The following is a 17,931-nucleotide window of genomic DNA, read 5'->3' as shown; positions in this document are numbered from 1 at the left end:
CGTGCCCGTGGCCGTAGCGGCAGACGGGCGGGTCTGCGCGAGTACTGCCATAATCAATATCTGCACATGAATATTGGCATATGAGTATCTGCATATGAGTAATTGCATATGAGTAATTGCATATGAGGACACGCCGAACAATGCAATATCGAACTCCAATTTTCGCGGCATAAAATCCCTGTGGGGAGGCCTTCCAGCCTTTCATTAGTGGGGAAAATAGCCGTCAATCCACTGCTCGCGGACCCCAAGCCTTGAAAATATGGAAAGGGTTATCATCAAATTACCAATTTTCAAATGGGCATATTCCGGTCATGATGGCGAAAACCCATATTGAATAAACAGGTAATGCATGTCGAAACCGCTGGATGGAATCAGAGTACTGGAGCTGGGACAGCTCATTGCCGGACCCTTTGCCACCAAAATGCTGGCTGAGTTTGGCGCGGAAGTCATCAAGATAGAACCGCCCGGCAACGGTGACCCGCTAAGAAAATGGCGCTTGCTGCACGAAGGGACTTCTGTCTGGTGGGCGTCGCAGTCGCGCAACAAGAAATCGGTTACGCTCAATCTGCACGAACCGGAGGGTCAGGACGTCATACGCCGGCTGGTGGCTGATGTAGACGTGATTGTAGAGAACTTTCGCCCCGGCACGCTGGAAAAGTGGAATCTGGGTTTTGAAGCGCTCAAGCAGATTAATCCACGGCTGATCATGCTGCGCGTATCGGGTTATGGACAGACGGGCCCCTATAAAGACCTTCCAGGGTTTGGTGTGGTGGGCGAGGCGATGGGCGGCCTGCGCCACTTGAGCGGCGAGCCGGACCGACCCCCGGTGCGCGTAGGTATTTCAATTGGCGATTCGTTGTCTGCCTTGCATGGCGTGATTGGCGTGTTGTTGGCCTTGCGGCATCGTGATCAGTTCAATGGCGCCGGCCAGATGGTGGATGTGGCCTTGTATGAATCCGTGTTCAATATGATGGAAAGCACCATCGCCGAGTACTCGGTATTCGGACAGGTGCGTCAGCCGGCGGGCAGCAGCCTGCCGGGAATAACGCCAAGCAATGCCTATCGCTGCGCCGACGACAAATACGCACTGATTGCCGGTAATGGAGACAGCATATTCAAACGGCTAATGTCCCTGATCGGGCGCGATGACATCGGCGAGGACCCGGCATTTCAATATAACGACGGGCGTTCAAAGCAGGCCGACTATATCGACGGCGTGATCGGACAATGGACGGCGCAGCATACACTTGATCAGGTGCTTGAGAAACTGCATGCGCACCGTATACCCGGTGGACGCATTTATGATGCAGCCGATATCGCTAAAGATCCGCATTATCATGCACGGCAAATGCTCATTGAAGGTGAGCTCGAAGATGGCACACCGGTAACCTTGCCAGGGATTCTGCCCAAATTGAGCGAAACGCCGGGCGATGTGCGACGACGAGCACCGGTGCTGGGACAGGACACCGAGCAGATCCTGGATCAGCTGGGCATTGATGGCGCGACCCGTGACGACTGGAAAGCGCGAGGCATTATCTGAGGCGCAAATTCTTTACTCCAGTCAACTAATCATTTTTCAGCAGCCATTGCTGCATAGCCAGGCACGGGATTTATTGACGCGCAGCACGTCAGGAGCATGATATGAAAAAACTGTTTATCCAGGAAGTCGCCCCAAGGGACGGTTTCCAGAACGAAGCGCGGTTTATCGAAACGGACGACAAGATTGCTTTTATTGATCAGTTGAGCCAATGCGGCTACGCCAAAATAGAAGTGACTTCGTTTACGTCGCCCAAGGCCATTCCGGCCCTCAAGGATGCCGAGGCAGTGATGCACCGGATCCGCCGCAATCCGGATGTCGTCTATACCGTGCTGGTGCCTAATCTGCGGGGTGCCGAAAGGGCCATGTCCTGCGGTGTCGATGAGGTCAATCTGGTCATGTCGGTGAGCGAAACCCACAATCTGTCCAATCTGCGCATGAGCCGCGAGCGCTCATTTGAACAGCTCGCGGCGGTGATAGGCGAAGTTAAAAACACCAGTACGGCTATCAACGTGTCCTTGTCCACGGTTTTTGGTTGTCCGATGCAGGGTGACGTAGCACAGGAAGACGTGCTGGCCTGGGTAGACCGGTTTGCGCAGCTTGGTGTGGATGGCGTAACGCTATGCGATACCACGGGCATGGCCTACCCAACGCAAGCGGGCAGTTTGTTTGCGGCTGTGCTGGCGCGCTTCCCGAACCTGGACGTGACCGCACATTTTCATAATACGCGCGGCATGGCGCTGGCCAATACCGTGACCGCCTTGCAGGCAGGGGTCGTGCGTTTTGACAGCGCTCTGGGTGGTCTCGGCGGTTGCCCCTATGCGCCTGGCGCCTCTGGAAACGTCACGACCGAAGATATGGTTCATATGCTCGAACTGATGGGCTATGACACCGGCGTGAACCTGGAGGGCATTCTGGCGATCAGTCGCTCGCTCGTGCCGCTAATTGGACATGACGTGAACAGTCAGACGCTTGCCGCGGGAACCCGCATGGCCTTGCACCCGGTGCCGGATTACGTCAGGCAGTTGCAGCAGACGCCGTGAAACAACAGACGCAGCGAAGCGCCAGATCAAAATCAATTGCAATGATCGGAACAAAGGTAGTCTGTTCTGATGCCAGAGAAGATCGATGAATATTCATACAAAACAACGGAGACATACATGAAACGCAAATTATTAAAACCCGCGCTGCTGACACTGGCTAGTACGATTGCTATTACGAATGCAATGGCACAGGAAGCGGCGTACCCACAACGCCCCATTTCATTGATCGTTTCGGCCGCCCCGGGAGGCACGACCGATCTGGCGGCACGTATGATCGCTGACCCGCTCAGCAAGGAACTGGGGCAGCCAGTGGTCGTCGAAAACAAACCAGGCGCCTCGGGCGGCATCGCTGCGCAGCAGGTATTGCGCGCCAAGCCCGATGGCTACACGCTCCTGCTGCAGTATTCGGGCTATCAGGTTATTACACCCAGCATAGAAAAAGTCAGCTGGGACCCGGTCAAAGACTTCTCACCCATCGCAAATGTGTTGTCGGCGCCTCAATTGCTGGTTGTCAAAAAAGAGCTTCCAGTCAATAGCCTGAAAGAGTTGGTGCAGTACGCCAAGGATAATCCGGGCAAGCTCAATTACGCGTCTTCCGGCACCGGTGCGCTTCAGCACGTGGCGACCGAGCAGCTGAACCAGATGGCCGGTATCAAGACAACCCATGTTCCCTACAAGGGAACCGGGCCTGCACTGACTGATTTGCTTGCCGGTGTGGTTGACCTGACTATTACGACGCCACCACCACTGTTGCCGCATATCAAATCCGGTGCGCTCAAGGCACTGGCTGTCACAAGCAAGGAGCCGCTGCCTTCGCTTCCTAACGTGCCTACAGCCGGCGCCGCAGGCTATCCTGACTGGCTGGTATCTTCCTGGTTTGCCATGTACGGACCGAAAGGCGTGCCCAGCGACGTGGTGCAACGACTGAATGCGGCGATTGAAAAAATCATGGCAACGCCTGAGTATAAAATGAAAGCCGAAGGGCTGGGCGCGACTGCTGAATACATGGGCCCGGAACAGTTGGGTAAATATACCGGCCAGGAGTTGGCTCGGTGGAAAAAGGTGATTGATGCCGCTGGCATCAAGGGTGGCAACTGAGCAATTGACCGGTTAACCTGAGCGCGCCGCGAGCGTGTCCGGCACGAAAGAACGATTACGGTTGCAATGAAATTTTTAGTGGCTGGGGCCTGCATTTGCAGCTCCGGCCACTATTGCATATATGATAGCGGCATATTTTTTACTGATGAGGAGACAGAATTGAAAAAATCCATACTGGCTGTTATGGCGACATTGGTCTCGGGTAGTGCGCTGGCCGCGTATCCGGAAAAGCCAATTACCATGATCATTCCGTTTCCGCCGGGGCAGGCGACCGATACCTTTGCTCGTGCGCTAGCCGATGAACTGGGTAAAGCGGTGGGGCAGCCTGTTATCACTGAAAACAAGGCGGGCGCCGGCAGCAATATTGGTATGCAGCAGGCGGTGAGAGCCAAGCCCGACGGTTACACGATCGTGGTAGGCGGCAGCGCAGCGGCCGTTAACCAGACACTTTACACAAAACCCGGCTATAGTCTGCAAGGCGATCTGAAGGCCGTATCTGGTGTATTTTCCGTGCCGCTGATTTTTCTGGCCAACCCCAAGTCGGGGATTCATTCACTGCAGGATGTAGTAGACAAATCCCGCGAGGAACCCGAGTCGTTGGCGTATGCCAGTGCCGGAATTGGTGGCACTCAGCACTTGTCGGCAGAAATGTTCCAGGCAGGCACTGATATTTCGCTCAGGCATATTCCATATAAAGGCAGTGGCCCTGCGCAAACCGATTTTATCGGCAACCAGGTACCGCTCATGGTCGATTCAGTGACCGCGGCATTGCCTTATATCAAGGACAAGAAAGCCGTGCCTTTGGGCGTGACGACCGCCACTCGCTTAAAGGCGCTGCCCGATGTGCCGACAGTGGGCGAGACGGTCCCTGGCTTTGAGGCCATTGGCTGGGCTGCCGTATTTGTACCCAAGCAAACACCCGCAGACGTGGTTGAAAAATTGAACAGTGAAATCGTCAAGGCGCTCAATAGCCCTAAATTATCGGCCTTTATTGCCGATCGCGGGGCGATGCCGATGCCGCAAACAACGCAACAGGCCGATGACTTTATTAAGGCCGAAATTGCCAAATGGGGCAAGGCAGTCAAGGATTCGGGCGCAACAGTAGATTAAAGCAAGGCATTGGTATGGCAAGGCGCTGTTCAAATTGATTGGCAGCGCTGCCTGTGCATTAACGGGCCTGATATCAGCCGGTTTTACGAAAGGTCAGATTAATGCGGTTTGAGCCGAGCAATGGGTGCGGATTGTCTTTAAGCGCCATGACGCCATGGTAACGCAAGCGATCGGGGCCGCCCCAGACCACAATATCGCCATGAAACAGCGGAATTTTATCTGGACGATCACTGCGTTTGAGACCACCGAACTGAAACATGGCGGGCATTCCAAGTGAGACCGACACAATGGGGGCGGAAAAGTCAGTCTCATCCTTGTCCTGATGCAAGCTGAGCCGGGCGCCCGGCACGTAGCGGTTGATCAGGCAGGAATCAGGCGCGAAGCCGGCATAACCACAGCGGTAGGCTGCCTGTCGGGCGAGCGCCAGAAATACGTCCGGCATAGCTGGCCATGGCAAGCCGGTTTCCGGATCAATCGCCGCATAACGATAGCCCTTGCGATCGGCGGTCCAACCGGCGGCGCCACAGCAGGTAAGCGCTACGGACATGGTGTAGCCGCCTGGTGTGACCATATGGCGAAATGGCGATTGCTGGCGAATCTGACGCAGCTCCGCCAATACCCTGTCCACATATTCCAGTGCATACCCACGCAATACCCATGCGCCGGGTCCCAATTGCAAGTCTGTGGCGTCTGTATCGGGTGCGGGCAAGGTATCAGGTGGAAAAAGGGAAATCGTACTCATAAGATTGAACTCAAATATCATGTAGCACGCAGCGCTACGGCGAAGGCTTGTTGAAAATCCGTCATGTCCGCATAAAGCAGGACGAATGCAGTGATGCAGGTGACCGCTGCATTATAGGGCGGTGGTGTCGGTCCTCCTGGCAATGTCAGCTGCTTGCATCGCCTGTTCGCCTGAGCACAACGACCTGTTCACGTATCAAAAATACTCGCATATGACGTAGTGGTGTAAACCCAGCGGCCTGCAAACAACGAAGCTGGCTGTTGATAGCGCCGGCAGCACAGGGTTGCGGGGTCTGTCTGCGACATTGCGTTCTTACTGTGGTTTAATGTTTCATCTGCTACAACGGGGATAACGTTTTAGCGAGAACAAAACAGTAGTGGATCAACGTTGAGACCAAATTGCCCGGGTTCAGGATAAGGGGTGAGCAAGGCGCTATGGCCGTTAGCGCTGTTAAGGCCATTATGGCAATTACGGCCGGTCTGTGTCCTGTCATGCTGTTATTTTATAATAATACTGTTTAAATATATAGTATTTTATTTTTGGTTACCCATGTCTGAGCAATCGCCACATCCATCATACCTGACAACGCCCGTGCTGCTTTTGATGGCCATCGCTTGCGGCCTGTGTGCCGGAGGTAACTATTTCAACCAGCCGCTGCTGCATTCCATCTCGGTTAGCCTGGACATTACAGAGACCCGCGCGGCACTCACTGTAACGGTCGCGCAGGTCAGCTATGCGCTGGGTCTGCTGTTTATTGTGCCGCTAGGCGACAAGTTCGAGCGCCGGCAGCTTGCTGTCGGGCTGATGGTGCTGGCTGCGATCGGACAATTTATCAGTGGCCTGGCAATCAACAGCAGCATGTTGTTTGTGGGAGTCGGCATGGCGGGGCTGTTTTCGGTTGCTGCACAGGTCCTGGTGCCGATGGCCGCTATCCTGTCGGCGCCATCGCGTAGCGGTCGCGCAGTGGGCATGGTCATGAGCGGCCTGCTTACCGGTATTTTGCTCGCCCGAAGTGTTGCCGGCTTGCTGTCCGGTATTGGCGGATGGTCGACTGTTTATCTGGTATCCGGCGTCATCATGCTTGGCATTGCAACTGTCCTCTGGCTCAAGCTGCCATCCTCCAGAAACCCGCAAAGCCACGGCTATTTGTCCATTCTTGCGTCACTGTTCACTTTGCTGCGTGAGCAGCCGCGCCTGCGTACGCGCGCGCTCATGGGCGGATTGGGCTTTGCATCGGTCAGTGCGCTGTTTTCGACCATGGCACTCCTCTTGGCCGGGCCTGCACATGGTTTGAGTGATGTGGCCATTGGCCTGGTGGGCCTGGCCGGCGTCATGGGGGCCTTGATGGCGTCTTTGGGAGGCCGCTTGGCCGATCGCGGCCTGGGTGATACGGTCACTGCCGTCAGCGTTGTACTGTTGCTGCTCAGCTGGGGCCTGCTATGGCTGGGACACGATAATCTGTGGTGGTTTATTGCAGGCATGCTGGTGATCGACCTGGCCCTGCAGGGCGTGCACATCAATAATCAAACCACCATATTTGCCTTGCTGCCACAAGCACGGTCTCGTTTGAATGCGGTGTATATGACCAGTTACTTCATTGGCGGTGCTTCTGGATCGACGCTGGGTACGGTCGCCTGGACTTACGGCGGATGGGCCGGCACCTGCCTGCTGGGAAGCGTGTTGGCGATCATGACCGGTCTGGCCACTTGGGCAGACCGAAAGGTCAAGTCAGCAATTGAACGGGCTGACCTTACACCCGCAACAGCAACAGTAACAAAATAGTAGTAGTCAATTTTTCATTATTTTTATCAAGGGAGACACAAATGAAAATTTTTTATTCCGCCGCTTCGCCTTTCGTGCGTAAGACAATGATCGTTGCCGACGAACTTGGGGTCGTGGACCGAATTGAACGCCTGCCGGCCGCAGCTAGTCCTGTGAATCGTGATCGCAATATTATTCCGTTCAACCCGCTGGGTCAGGTGCCTACGTTTATCACGGACGACGAGCAGGTACTGTTCGACAGCAAAGTCATTTGTGAATACCTGAACACCACTTTCAAGGGCAAGCTGTTTGGCGATGACAACACGCGCTTCAAGTTGCTAACAGATCACGCAGTGGCAGATGGCGCCATTGCTGCTTCATTGTTGGTCCGCTATGAACTACTGGCGCGTCCCGAAGCGTTGCGCTGGGACGAGTGGCTGGAAGGCCAGACCGATAAAATCACAACTGCATTGCAGTACTTCGAAGACAAGGCGCAAGAGCTTTACGATCGAATAGATATCGTTACCATCACCCTGGCATGTGCTTTCGATTATCTGGACTTCCGGCTGCCGGACTATAACTGGCAGAAGCGTTTTCCGGGTTTGAAAGCCTGGTATGACAAATTTTCCGTACGTGAAAGCATTGCCAAAACCAAGCCTCAGTAAAATGGGTGCTGATGCGCGGCAGCCGGCCTGCTTATGATCGTTGCCGCGAATCGATGTTGCGAATCGATACCGCTTATCGAGGCCGCAGGTGGGCTTAGCAGACCGGTTAAGGAAACAGGGGGCAATGCATATCACAGATCGAAGGGCTTTTCTTCAGTTGATGGCAGCCGCGGGCACTGGCATGTTCGCGCCCGCAGTGCTGCGCGCGCAGCAAGGGATGGAGCAGTTTTATGATCTGCCGGCGTTTGGCAACGTCAGCTTCATGCACATCACAGATGTACAGGCCCAATGGAAACCTTTGTATTATCGCGAACCCACAGGCCAGGTGGAGATTGGCCCAGTCAGTGCAAAACCGCCCTATGTGACCGGCGATGCGCTGCTGCAATACTACAACCTGATGATTGGCTCAGCTCAGGCCTATGCTTTCAGCAACGCAGACTATGCTGCCTCGGCAGCCCACTACGGCATGCTGGGTGGGGTGGCGCACCTTGCGTCATTGATTGGCATCGTCAAGCGTTCCCGCGAGCAAGCGTGGCTGCTGGACGGCGGCAATGGCAATCTGCAATCATCGGCCCCCTGGGCAACAACTGATGGGGCGATTACGGTCCATCATGCCCTGGGCATAGACCTGGGCTTGCCGGAGCAGGCGCATATTCAGGCAGCCATTGCTTCAAAGGATGCTGGCCAGACACAGCCGTCGGATCCCAATTTACCGGCACCCGCACAGGGGCGAGCTGCGCACTATCCATACATTGCGCACAATGCGTTCGATCTGGTTAACGATAATCCTTTATTTGAGCCCTATATACTGCGCAAGCGAAACGGTATCACGGTTGCCATTATTGGGCAGGTGGCGCATAACGAACCGTTTGCCAAGGGCAACTGCGATGAACACACCATGCCAGACGCCAAGACCGGCATCAAAGAGCGATCGGTGATGCGTCTGGATGAACACAATTTACAGCGCATCGTCGACGATGTGCGGACAAAAGGTGCGCAAGCCGTGCTCTTGCTTTCCCGAGCCGGTGTGGATGCAGATTTGCAACTGGCAACTCGTGTCACTGGTATTGATGTGATATTGGGCGGACGTTCGGCGACCCCATTGCCCGAACCCATTCTTGTTTCCAACAATAAGGGTAAGACGGCAGTCACTAACGCCGGCGCACAGGGGCGGTTTCTGGCCGTGCTGGATCTGGACATCGACAAAGGCGGCTTGGCGGATTTTCGCTATAGCCTGTTGCCAGTAGTGGCCAGTTTTGTACAGGCCGACAGCCGCCTGGCAAAGACGGTCGATAATGCCTATGCGACAGCCAATACCAGCTTGTCAGAGCAAATCGCCATGACCGAAGGGCTGCTGTACCGCCGGGGCACTTTCAACGGCACCTGGGACGAACTCTTGTTGCAAGCCATGTTGCAGCGCAGCGGGGCGCAAATAGCCCTGTATCCCGGATACCGCTGGGGGTCGACGCTGTTGCCTGGCGCTGCAATTGTCCGCGAAGATATCATCAACCAGCTGGCATTGGGCGACACACAAATGTGTTTGGGAGCGGTGCGCGGCAGGCATATCCATGCCATGTTGGAGGCCGCCGCTCAGGCGCTTTTCGACCCTGACGCGTACAAGCGTTCAGAACAGGATATGTTGCGAACCGGTGGCTTGCGCTACCGGATCGACCCCGACCAGGAGTCGGGCAAGCGTATTACGAACGTCATGGTTGGCAGTCAGCCGTTGATGGTCGATGAAAAATATAAAGTGGCCGCCTGGGGATTGACCGTGCCATTTGAATTTGACCAGGCAGCGCCAACAGATGCGACCAGGGCGGACGTTGAAAGCAAAATAACCAATCGCATTGAAAGTAAAGATACAGCGCAGGCCAACGCGACAACCATTGAATCAGCACATATGCCGGCGACGACGACACTGATCATGCTGGATGTGCTGGAAAATTATTTGAAGCAGCACAAGACGATACCGGAGATGGAACCTTATCAGCCGAGGATTGTCAGGGAGAAGCGGCAGATTTAAAGCTTGCTCAGGAGTGCAATAAGCGCCTTAGTTATTCGCTCACGATCGTCAGGTTTTGTTGATTTTCTGATTTTGTGCGAGTACTTTGGTTTGAATAACGAGCGAACCAAAGCCCGGCACAAACAGCCGTAACAGTGCAATAGAGCAGGCCGTTGGAAGGTGCTATTTTAAAAACCGCTGTAAAAATTACCCGATACGTTTTACTCGTCAATTTTGTTATGCGACTCCTGCAATGCCTTGTTCTTTGCCCTTGTATCCCAAACAACCAGTCCAAAGATAAAGTTGCAAATGACCCATATCATAATAATCATGGTCACGCCCATGCCTTCGGAATCTTCGGTGCCGCGAGGCAGGGCGCTGGACTGCGATCCTCGATCGAGTACGCCCATGCCGACCACAACCCAGCAAATCATGGCAAGGTTAAAGGCGATAAAAAGCCACTTGGCGACTTTTCCGGTCAGGGTTCGTTGCGGTTCTTCCAGCTGAAAACCGCAAGAGACGCATTTGGTCGCAGCGTCTTCAAGTTCGGTGGTGCACTTTGGGCATGTTTTCATCGGATTGCTCCTGTCTCTATTTCTGGCACTTGCAATAATCCAGACTGCTGCCGGTTTAATCTGCAATCTGGCACCGGCTTTGTTATATCGCACCTTTCCCAGTAATTTATCGTATGCCGATCTATGCTCCATATGCAGCAATATAGCAGTGATCGGCATTGCCTGCGAATAAATTTCTTTGCCGCAACGTCAGTGCCTGACTCATATGCCCCTGGAGCCAGCGCTGTGAAATCACAACGCGACCGCGACCGCGACCGCGACCGAAAGCACAGCCTGCTGATGTTACATTTGCAAGTATATGCGCCGGTTCGCGTATCAGGAGGCGGTTTACTACGTACTAGATCCGGATCAGTCGCTTGCCCAGGTTCTCACCTCGATACAGTTCAGCAATTGCGCCCGGCGCTGTGCGCAGACCATCAGTGATGTGTTCACGGTAAGTCAATTTTTTTGCTCTGACCAATTGCTCGAGCTGCTCGACGTAAGAAGCATAGGTGTCCTTATGGTCGAACAGGATGAAACCCTGCATTCGGGCTCGGCGAGTCAGCAGAATACGGTTTACGCGAGGGCCCATGGGCGGTGGATTCCAGCTCGGGATTGAGGCTGTTCCGCATACAATCACACGAGCGCCGATAGCCAGATGCTGCATGACTGCGTCTGAAATGGCCCCTGCCGTGTTATCAAAATAGACATCCACGCCGTCTGGACATGAATTTTTGATGGCCTGATCAATATCGTCAGTCTTATAGTTAATGACATGGTCGTAGCCAAATGCTTCATAACACGCTTTGACTTTTTCAGCTGAACTGGTCAAGCCTACTGTACGGCAGCCCATTGTTTTGGCAAGTTGCCCCACGCAAGAGCCCACCCCGCCGGCAGCGGTGGACACCACGACGGTGTCACCTGGTTTGGGGGAGCCCAGTTTGTCCAGTGCAGTGGCAGCTGTTATGCCGTTCAAGCCCAATACGCCCAGATACAAGGAGGGGGGAAGATCACTGGCGGTTATTTTCTGGACAATCGCCTCGGGTTTGACCGTGGCGTAGGTTTGCCAGCCGAACCAGCCCATCAGGCGTTCGCCCTTGTTGACTGTCGATATCGTGGATTCGACGACCGTTCCTACACAAAGCGAACGCATCACGTCGCCGACATTTACACTTGCGTAGTTATTGGCATCGGCCAGCCAGCCACGCATTGCTGGATCCACAGACAGCCATTCATTGCGCACCCGTATTTGCCCAGCTTGAAGTTCGGGTACCGGCTGCTTTTCCAGTTGGAAATTTTCTGCGGCAGGAATGCCTGTTGGTTTGGAGATTACCCGGATGACTTCGTTTTCAAGCGTATTCATATATCCCTCTACATTTGTACAATCGTCTATCAGATTATTAAACACTCTGGCTGAGCCGTACTCAGGACCAAGTCTCGCATATTTGCCTCAGCGGTCGGCACCGCAAGGCTGCAGGCCGGAAAAGGGTGACACTCTGCCGTTTATGGCACAAGCGCGCTGGTCGGGCAGGGTTCAACACGGTTTATCGTGTATTGCAGATGCTATTGGTTTCTGCTGTTCTGTCATATTCTACCTATGGAAGGGATGGGCCGCTTTGTGTAAAGGGAGCTGGGTCCAATCTTTTGAGTAAGAAATGCTATCTGTCATAAAAATACCCCGCGGTGCGATCTGTTTTTTTATGCAAGTGTCATGAACGGTGCGGTGACTAAGCGTCACTCCCGGTTCATCCCGGTGATCAGGCCAGGCACAACGACGATACTGGCATCAAGGCCGATACGCAAGTGCTGTGTCTTCGCGCAAGCAGGTCACAGCCATGTCGACGAATGTGCGTACTTTGGCCGCCGCCTGTCGGAGTTCATGGTGAATCACGTGAATAGGCAAGGGTGCTGGTTCATAATCGTGCAGTACGATTTCCAGTTTGCCACAAGCAAGGTAAGGGGCTATCTGGTACGACAGCAGCCGCGTGATCCCGAACCCGGCCAGGACGGCCTCGATCGCTGCATCATTTGTGGTGAGGGTCAGTCGCGGTGTCATGCGAATGGCACTGGTCTTGTCCTGATGAACAAACCTCCATTCCGGAATAATGGTATGGGCGTGCAATTGATCGGGCGTACCCGGTACACCATGGGCAGCCAGGTATGCAGGAGCTGCGCACACGACGGTACGAACCTGGCCGACACGGATGGCTTTCATGCTGGAATCGGGTAGATGGCCAATGCGCAGGCCCGCGTCCAAGCCTTCTTCGATCAGGTTGACAACCCGGTCGACAAACAGCGAGGTCACATTTACTGCCGGGTAGCGGCGCAAATACTGCACGATAATCGGCGTTACAAACATGCGGCCAAACAGGGCGGGCGCGGTGATCGCTAAACGCCCTCGCGGTTCGGTCGTGATGCCGGACACTGCCTCGTCTGCTTCATCAGCGTCGGCAATAACCCGTCGTGCGTCTTCAAGATAACGGATACCCGCTTCGGTGGTCCTGACGATACGGGTGGTGCGCGTTAGCAAGCGCACGCCCAGATGAGTTTCCAATTCGGAAATGGCGCGGGTGACCGCCGGTGCCGACATTCCCAGATTGCGGGCGGCAGCAGAAAAACTTTCGGCGTGCGCTACCGCCACAAAGATTGACATGGCTCGCAAACGATCCATCTATTATTCCGATATATGCAAGAGTGAAATGTATTGTACGACTATTCTTCTATATAAAGAAATACTGCATAGTAACAGTGTCCGCAGCACAACCTTGCGGCATCGAACCAAGACAAACAGCGGGAGAGAGTATCCATGTCACGCGCATTTTCAACCATCACTTTCACACCCGCCGTCCGTGCAGCGCAGGAGCAGTACGGCAGTCGCGAAAGAAATAGCCTGTTCGAAGAAGACTCGCAAGAGCGCAATGCAATTGCGCAGCGGGAACGGGCGTTTATTCCAGACATTGATACCTTCTTTATGTCGAGCGTTGGCGCAAACGGCTGGCCTTACGTGCAGCACAGGGGTGGACCCAAGGGTTTTTTGAAAATCCTGGATGATCATACTTTGGGATTTGCTGACTACGCCGGCAACCGGCAGTATATTTCAGCTGGCAATCTGATGAACGATGATCGTGTCATGCTCATTGTTATGGATTTTGCTCATCGCCGGCGCCTGAAGATATGGGGCCGCGCGCGCATCATTCACGATAGCGATGAGCCGCAGCTGCTTGCCCGCCTGCAAATGCCAGCCCATCGCGCCCGGGTTGAGCGCGGATATATCATTACCGTACAGGCGCTGGATTTTAACTGTCCGCAGCATATTACGGCGCGCTTTACCGAAGATGAGTTTGCCGCCATGATCGAAACAAAGGAATCTCAATGATTACGCTCTATGACCTTGCTCCGTCTGGCAATTGCCACAAAGTACGTCTGCTCTTGTCCTTGCTGGGCGTTCACTATCACAGTTGTCCTGTCAACTTAGTGGACAGCGAGCATAAGTCGGTTCAGTTTTTGCATATGAACCCGTTTGGCCAGGTGCCGGTGCTGGTTGATGGGGATGTGATATTGCGTGACAGCCAGGCGATCCTGGTTTATCTCGCGAAGCAGTATGGCGATCACGGCTGGCTTGCCACAAACGATCCCAAGGCCATGGCGCAGGTAATGGCGTGGCTGTCTACCGCAGCCAATGAAGTTGCGCGCGGGCCCAATGACCTGCGCTTGCACTACAAATTTGGCCGGCAACTGGATCTTGTTGCGGCTGAGCAGATAACACAAAGACTGTATAGTATTGTAGAGCAGCAGCTTCAGGATTCAGACTGGCTTGTCGGCGACCATATCACCATTGCCGATATCGCTGTATATCCATACATTGCATTGTCACCTGAAAGCAAAATCAGCCTGGCGCCTTATCCGGCGCTGATCAAGTGGGTTGGGCGTATACAGGCGTTGCCAGGATATGTGGGTATGCCCGGAATGTATTGCATTGCAGAAAAATGACTTTGCCAGGCGTTAGTCATTGGTCTTACTTTACAGAAAAAGGAACTTGTTTATGGAAATGACATCTGAAATACGGCAGCCGGTGCCGCCGTTTACGCTTGATTCAGCCATCCAGAAAGTGCGTCTGGCCGAAGATGGCTGGAACTCACGCGATCCGCAGCGTGTATCTCTTGCCTATACCGTCGATAGCCAATGGCGCAACAGGGCGGAGTTTGTCAACGGCAGGGAACAAATTGTTTCTTTTCTGACGCGCAAATGGATCAGGGAACTGGACTACCGTCTGATCAAGGAGTTATGGGCTTTTGATGGCGCGCGCATCGCCGTGCGGTTTGCCTACGAATGGCACGATGACTCGGGGCAGTGGTTTCGGTCGTATGGCAATGAAAACTGGGCATTTGATGGCAACGGATTGATGTTGCAACGTCATGCGTCCATCAATGATCTGCCCATTGCTGAAAGTGATCGCAAGTTCCGGTGGCCACAGGGAAGACGCCCCGATGACCACCCAGGCCTGAGCCAGCTGGGATTGTAATTTGCCGGCCTAGTCGTGAGGAATGATGGTTACCGGACATATGGCCGAATGGATGACAGCGTAGCTAACGCTACCGAGCAACCCCGAGAACAACGGGTTGGTACCGCGCGAGCCCATCACAATCATTTCTACAGGCGAGTTACTGTTCTGCCTGTCGGTAATTTCCTGAACAATGCAGTTTTTTGCGTCGCCAATCAGCAGTTTGACTTCGTGTTGCACGTCAGACTGCTGCAGCATGGCTCGCGCCGGCTCAGTCACTTCATTGAACAACTGCTGCTGATACTGTTCAATATCCTCATGATTGAACAGCGCCTTGGCATGTACCGTCTGAAAGCTTGGCTGCGCATTGATCACAAGCAGTTTCAGGCCGGCCAGTTTCGCCATGGAGATGGCCCAGTCCAGCGCTTTGCTCGCGTTTTTCGATCCATCGATTGGGACTAAAATAGTTTTGCTCATCATATAACTCCCTGGAACAGAAAAAAGGCGCCCCATATGTGAATGTTGGGGATGCCATTAAAGTGTATTACAACCACAACTGTAATTATTGAACTAAATCAATTTTTATTCAGAATAATGTAAGAAATAGTTTATTACGTTAATCACCAAGACGACTGATAGGCATCATGACGCTGTTGTGGAAAATTGCACTAGGTTATTTTCATGCTAAAGTGATCAATGATCTGGTTTGAAGGGATCTTCTCTTTATGATTTTTTCGCCTGGTAGATCGCATGAACGGATCTCCCGGTGATTCATAGTTATGTCATGTCCATAAACGGACTTGAAGGGCCAGCGAAAAGGTCCGGGACCAGATAGAGCAGTTACCTGCCAGGCAGCCCTGGGCGGGATGCCTGGCCGCTGAACACCTCAGAGGCTATAGGCAACACCGTCACGGCCCGGGTCTGCCGCACCAGATAACGCGCCTGTCTGGTCGATATGGATGGCATGAACCCAGGCTATGGTGTGTCCAAATGGGTTCCTCGTCACCTGATATCCCATCGCCTCTACTGCGCGGCTCACTGACCGCGGGATACGATTTGATATGTCGACGATATTGCTGGTCGATGAGAACCGGGCAGCCGACACTGCGGATTCAATTGGCATACCAAAGTCGACGACGTTCAGGATGGTTTGCAGAACACCCATGACGATTTGTGTGCCTCCTGGCGCACCCACTATGATTTCCGGCTTGTCGTTTCTAAAAACGATACTGGGGCAGGAAGAAGTAAAGCGTGATTTTCCCGGCGCAATGCTGCCCGCACGACCTGGACGCGGATCAAATACGCCCATGCAGCCGTTATACATAAAGCCGAGTCCTGGCGTAATGACGCCAGACGGCATACCCAGCGAATGCGTCATCGCCACGCAGTTGCCATCGGCATCGACGACAGATAAATGAGTGGTGTCTTTAGGTGGTGCAATTGCATCGTTAAATCGCGGTACGTCGATCTTTTGGCCTGCGCGGATCATCCGTGCAATGGCGTCGGCATATGACTTGGATAACATTTGTTCCAGGGGAACGTCTACAAATGCCGGGTCCGCGATATGGCGGTCTTTGTCAACCGTTGCCTGTTTCATTGCCTCACAGACCAGTTGTATATAATCGGCGCCATTATGTCTGTAAACGGGCAAATCGAAACGCTCGAGGATGTTGAGCATGTGGATGAGCATTGCACCGCCCCCAGGTGGCGGATTGGTTGTGATGCGGCGATCCCGGTAAGTGCCGACCAGCGGTCGGTTCAATGTCGGTTCGTAAGCCGATAGATCGTCCAGTGACAGAATCCCGCCCTGATTTGCCAGATCAGTGATCATTTGCTGCGCGATGTCTCCGCGGTAGAAGGTATCTGGTCCATCGCGCGCGATCAGCTCCAATGTGGCGGCGTAATCACGGTTGTATAGTGGTGTGCCGATTGTTTTAGGCGAGCCGTCGGCACGGCAATATAAATCACGTCCGGATTGGGTCAGAGTCAGCCGCTCGCGATTGGCAGTCCGGCCTGCCAGGGGCTCGTCAATCCAGAATGCATACATGGCCGGACGAACAAAGTAGCCGCCGCGCGCCCATTCGATCGCCGGTGCAATCACGTCGCGCCAGGGCAGGCGGCCATGTCGCTCGTGCATGCGCTTCAGACCCAGCAATGTGCCCGGCACGCCGATCGATTGAGCCCCCAGGTCATTGAGCCGCCCCTTGATTGAAAAACCGAATCCATCGCGCGCTTCACCCTGCAGAAGATGTTCCCACATATCAGCCCGGGCCAGGCCCGGTGCTGGTGCGTGAAAATCCACATACTCATGCGCTTGCTTGCCGGGCAGGTAAAGCGCTGCCGTGCCAAACCCGGCAATACCGCACATCAAGGGATCGACCACAGTTTGGGAAAAAGCACAAGCTACTGCGGCATCCACCGCATTGCCACCTGCCTGCAGGATTTCGATGCCTGATTCTGCAGCTTCAGGTTGAGGGCAGACCACCATGCCATGTCTATTCATTTGTCATACCTGTTTATTTGACGTTCAAATTCAGGTCGCCCACGGCTTGTTGCCATTTGGCTGTATCGCGAACAGTGAAGTCGATCAAAGCCGACGCTGGACCGGGCATTGCCCGGACCTGAACGGCGGCAAATTTCTCCTGGGCTGCCGGGTCATTCAGGAACGCCTGTGTTGCTGCATGCAGTTTCTTAATTACTACCTCTGGCGTGCCTGCCTTGACAGCCACGGCGCTCCATCCGATGTTTCCAAAGCCCTGCAAACCCAACTCTCCCGCGGTGGGTACATCAGGAAGTTCAGGAACACGACTGTCATTGAAAACCAGCAGAGGCTTGAGCTTGCCTTCCTTGATCAGGGGCAGGGCGCTGCTTAAGACCGGCGCCACAATTTGAGTGTTGCCACCCACGGTGGAAACAAT

The 17,931-nt window shown here is 54.0% G+C and carries 17 protein-coding genes; 10 read left to right on the top strand and 7 right to left on the bottom strand.

Annotated elements, in window-relative coordinates; translation table 11 throughout:
- Nucleotides 1-349 precede the first annotated feature (349 nt).
- From ACTIKR_RS06635 to ACTIKR_RS06620, 4 genes are all read left to right on the top strand, one after another.
- Entirely contained in the window at nt 350-1,540 is a 1,191-nt protein-coding gene (locus ACTIKR_RS06635) for a CaiB/BaiF CoA transferase family protein (protein ID WP_193089048.1), read from the top strand.
- A gap of 101 nt (nt 1,541-1,641) precedes the next feature.
- The gene (locus ACTIKR_RS06630) at nt 1,642-2,580 is read left to right on the top strand and encodes a hydroxymethylglutaryl-CoA lyase (RefSeq protein WP_442327422.1); all 939 of its coding nucleotides are present in this window, start codon (nt 1,642-1,644) and stop codon (nt 2,578-2,580) included.
- Nucleotides 2,581-2,697: 117 nt separating this feature from the next.
- On the top strand, nt 2,698-3,678 hold the full coding sequence (locus ACTIKR_RS06625) for a Bug family tripartite tricarboxylate transporter substrate binding protein (RefSeq protein ID WP_193089050.1): 981 nt from the start codon (nt 2,698-2,700) through the stop codon (nt 3,676-3,678).
- Between the two features lie 171 nt (nt 3,679-3,849).
- On the top strand, nt 3,850-4,788 hold the full coding sequence (locus tag ACTIKR_RS06620; protein ID WP_442327428.1) for a Bug family tripartite tricarboxylate transporter substrate binding protein: 939 nt from the start codon (nt 3,850-3,852) through the stop codon (nt 4,786-4,788).
- Nucleotides 4,789-4,861: 73 nt separating this feature from the next.
- On the opposite strand, the gene alkB is transcribed toward ACTIKR_RS06620, so the two are convergent.
- On the bottom strand, nt 4,862-5,530 hold the full coding sequence (alkB, locus tag ACTIKR_RS06615; RefSeq protein ID WP_193089051.1) for a DNA oxidative demethylase AlkB: 669 nt from the start codon (nt 5,528-5,530) through the stop codon (nt 4,862-4,864).
- 549 nt (nt 5,531-6,079) lie between these two features.
- Here alkB and ACTIKR_RS06610 point away from each other — a divergent pair.
- The 3 genes from ACTIKR_RS06610 (at nt 6,080) to ACTIKR_RS06600 (ending at nt 9,979) form a co-directional block, all read left to right on the top strand.
- Nucleotides 6,080-7,312 (top strand): MFS transporter, encoded by a 1,233-nt coding sequence (locus ACTIKR_RS06610; RefSeq protein WP_370540221.1) that lies wholly within the window; start codon nt 6,080-6,082, stop codon nt 7,310-7,312.
- Nucleotides 7,313-7,353: 41 nt separating this feature from the next.
- Nucleotides 7,354-7,956: a glutathione S-transferase family protein gene (locus ACTIKR_RS06605; RefSeq protein ID WP_193089052.1), complete on the top strand. Its 603-nt coding sequence runs from the start codon at nt 7,354-7,356 to the stop codon at nt 7,954-7,956.
- A 124-nt stretch (nt 7,957-8,080) separates the two neighbouring features.
- The gene (locus tag ACTIKR_RS06600) at nt 8,081-9,979 is read left to right on the top strand and encodes a bifunctional metallophosphatase/5'-nucleotidase (RefSeq protein WP_193089053.1); all 1,899 of its coding nucleotides are present in this window, start codon (nt 8,081-8,083) and stop codon (nt 9,977-9,979) included.
- Nucleotides 9,980-10,179: 200 nt separating this feature from the next.
- Here the strand turns inward: ACTIKR_RS06600 and ACTIKR_RS06595 are convergent, their stop codons facing one another.
- The 3 genes from ACTIKR_RS06595 to ACTIKR_RS06585 form a co-directional block, all read right to left on the bottom strand.
- Nucleotides 10,180-10,533, bottom strand: coding sequence for a hypothetical protein (locus ACTIKR_RS06595; RefSeq protein WP_193089054.1), 354 nt, complete (start codon nt 10,531-10,533; stop codon nt 10,180-10,182).
- A gap of 337 nt (nt 10,534-10,870) precedes the next feature.
- Nucleotides 10,871-11,875, bottom strand: a complete 1,005-nt coding sequence (locus ACTIKR_RS06590) for an NADP-dependent oxidoreductase (RefSeq protein ID WP_442327421.1) — start codon at nt 11,873-11,875, stop codon at nt 10,871-10,873.
- A 423-nt stretch (nt 11,876-12,298) separates the two neighbouring features.
- The gene (locus ACTIKR_RS06585; protein WP_442327420.1) at nt 12,299-13,183 is read right to left on the bottom strand and encodes a LysR family transcriptional regulator; all 885 of its coding nucleotides are present in this window, start codon (nt 13,181-13,183) and stop codon (nt 12,299-12,301) included.
- Between the two features lie 135 nt (nt 13,184-13,318).
- Here ACTIKR_RS06585 and ACTIKR_RS06580 point away from each other — a divergent pair, with 135 nt between their 5' ends.
- The 3 genes from ACTIKR_RS06580 to ACTIKR_RS06570 are packed head-to-tail and all read left to right on the top strand — an operon-like array spanning nt 13,319 to nt 15,034.
- On the top strand, nt 13,319-13,888 hold the full coding sequence (locus ACTIKR_RS06580; RefSeq protein ID WP_442327419.1) for a pyridoxamine 5'-phosphate oxidase family protein: 570 nt from the start codon (nt 13,319-13,321) through the stop codon (nt 13,886-13,888).
- Nucleotides 13,885-14,502 (top strand): glutathione S-transferase family protein, encoded by a 618-nt coding sequence (locus ACTIKR_RS06575; RefSeq protein ID WP_442327418.1) that lies wholly within the window; start codon nt 13,885-13,887, stop codon nt 14,500-14,502. Before ACTIKR_RS06580 ends, ACTIKR_RS06575 begins: the two co-directional genes overlap by 4 nt.
- 52 nt (nt 14,503-14,554) lie before the next feature.
- The gene (locus tag ACTIKR_RS06570) at nt 14,555-15,034 is read left to right on the top strand and encodes a nuclear transport factor 2 family protein (protein ID WP_193089059.1); all 480 of its coding nucleotides are present in this window, start codon (nt 14,555-14,557) and stop codon (nt 15,032-15,034) included.
- 9 nt (nt 15,035-15,043) lie between these two features.
- On the opposite strand, the gene ACTIKR_RS06565 is transcribed toward ACTIKR_RS06570, so the two are convergent.
- The 3 genes from ACTIKR_RS06565 to ACTIKR_RS06555 form a co-directional block, all read right to left on the bottom strand.
- Nucleotides 15,044-15,493, bottom strand: coding sequence for a universal stress protein (locus ACTIKR_RS06565; RefSeq protein WP_193089060.1), 450 nt, complete (start codon nt 15,491-15,493; stop codon nt 15,044-15,046).
- 406 nt (nt 15,494-15,899) lie between these two features.
- Nucleotides 15,900-17,516 carry a gamma-glutamyltransferase gene (ggt, locus tag ACTIKR_RS06560; RefSeq protein WP_442327417.1) on the bottom strand — a complete coding sequence of 539 codons (1,617 nt, stop codon included), beginning with the start codon at nt 17,514-17,516 and terminating at the stop codon, nt 15,900-15,902.
- A 13-nt stretch (nt 17,517-17,529) separates the two neighbouring features.
- On the bottom strand, nt 17,530-17,931 hold a 402-nt coding region (locus tag ACTIKR_RS06555; RefSeq protein WP_442327416.1), incomplete at its 5' end, for a tripartite tricarboxylate transporter substrate-binding protein.

Origin of the sequence: Advenella sp., from assembly GCF_052108595.1 — a bacterium.
Taxonomy (GTDB): Bacteria; Pseudomonadota; Gammaproteobacteria; order Burkholderiales; family Burkholderiaceae_B; genus Advenella.
Note: the sequence above shows the minus strand (reverse complement) of the source record. Positions and strands in the feature narration are given on the sequence as shown.

What these genes read in the sequence shown, in the direction of transcription:
- ACTIKR_RS06635 (WP_193089048.1), top strand. Translation starts at nt 350, where the DNA reads ATGTCGAAACCGCTGGATGGAATCAGAGTACTGGAGCTGGGACAGCTC.
- ACTIKR_RS06600 (WP_193089053.1), top strand. Translation starts at nt 8,081, where the DNA reads ATGCATATCACAGATCGAAGGGCTTTTCTTCAGTTGATGGCAGCCGCG.
- ACTIKR_RS06595 (WP_193089054.1), bottom strand. Translation starts at nt 10,533, where the DNA reads ATGAAAACATGCCCAAAGTGCACCACCGAACTTGAAGACGCTGCGACC.
- alkB (WP_193089051.1), bottom strand. Translation starts at nt 5,530, where the DNA reads ATGAGTACGATTTCCCTTTTTCCACCTGATACCTTGCCCGCACCCGAT.
- ACTIKR_RS06625 (WP_193089050.1), top strand. Translation starts at nt 2,698, where the DNA reads ATGAAACGCAAATTATTAAAACCCGCGCTGCTGACACTGGCTAGTACG.
- ACTIKR_RS06590 (WP_442327421.1), bottom strand. Translation starts at nt 11,875, where the DNA reads ATGAATACGCTTGAAAACGAAGTCATCCGGGTAATCTCCAAACCAACA.
- ACTIKR_RS06610 (WP_370540221.1), top strand. Translation starts at nt 6,080, where the DNA reads ATGTCTGAGCAATCGCCACATCCATCATACCTGACAACGCCCGTGCTG.
- ACTIKR_RS06585 (WP_442327420.1), bottom strand. Translation starts at nt 13,183, where the DNA reads ATGGATCGTTTGCGAGCCATGTCAATCTTTGTGGCGGTAGCGCACGCC.
- ACTIKR_RS06605 (WP_193089052.1), top strand. Translation starts at nt 7,354, where the DNA reads ATGAAAATTTTTTATTCCGCCGCTTCGCCTTTCGTGCGTAAGACAATG.
- ACTIKR_RS06575 (WP_442327418.1), top strand. Translation starts at nt 13,885, where the DNA reads ATGATTACGCTCTATGACCTTGCTCCGTCTGGCAATTGCCACAAAGTA.
- ACTIKR_RS06565 (WP_193089060.1), bottom strand. Translation starts at nt 15,493, where the DNA reads ATGATGAGCAAAACTATTTTAGTCCCAATCGATGGATCGAAAAACGCG.
- ACTIKR_RS06580 (WP_442327419.1), top strand. Translation starts at nt 13,319, where the DNA reads ATGTCACGCGCATTTTCAACCATCACTTTCACACCCGCCGTCCGTGCA.
- ggt (WP_442327417.1), bottom strand. Translation starts at nt 17,516, where the DNA reads ATGAATAGACATGGCATGGTGGTCTGCCCTCAACCTGAAGCTGCAGAA.
- ACTIKR_RS06630 (WP_442327422.1), top strand. Translation starts at nt 1,642, where the DNA reads ATGAAAAAACTGTTTATCCAGGAAGTCGCCCCAAGGGACGGTTTCCAG.
- ACTIKR_RS06570 (WP_193089059.1), top strand. Translation starts at nt 14,555, where the DNA reads ATGGAAATGACATCTGAAATACGGCAGCCGGTGCCGCCGTTTACGCTT.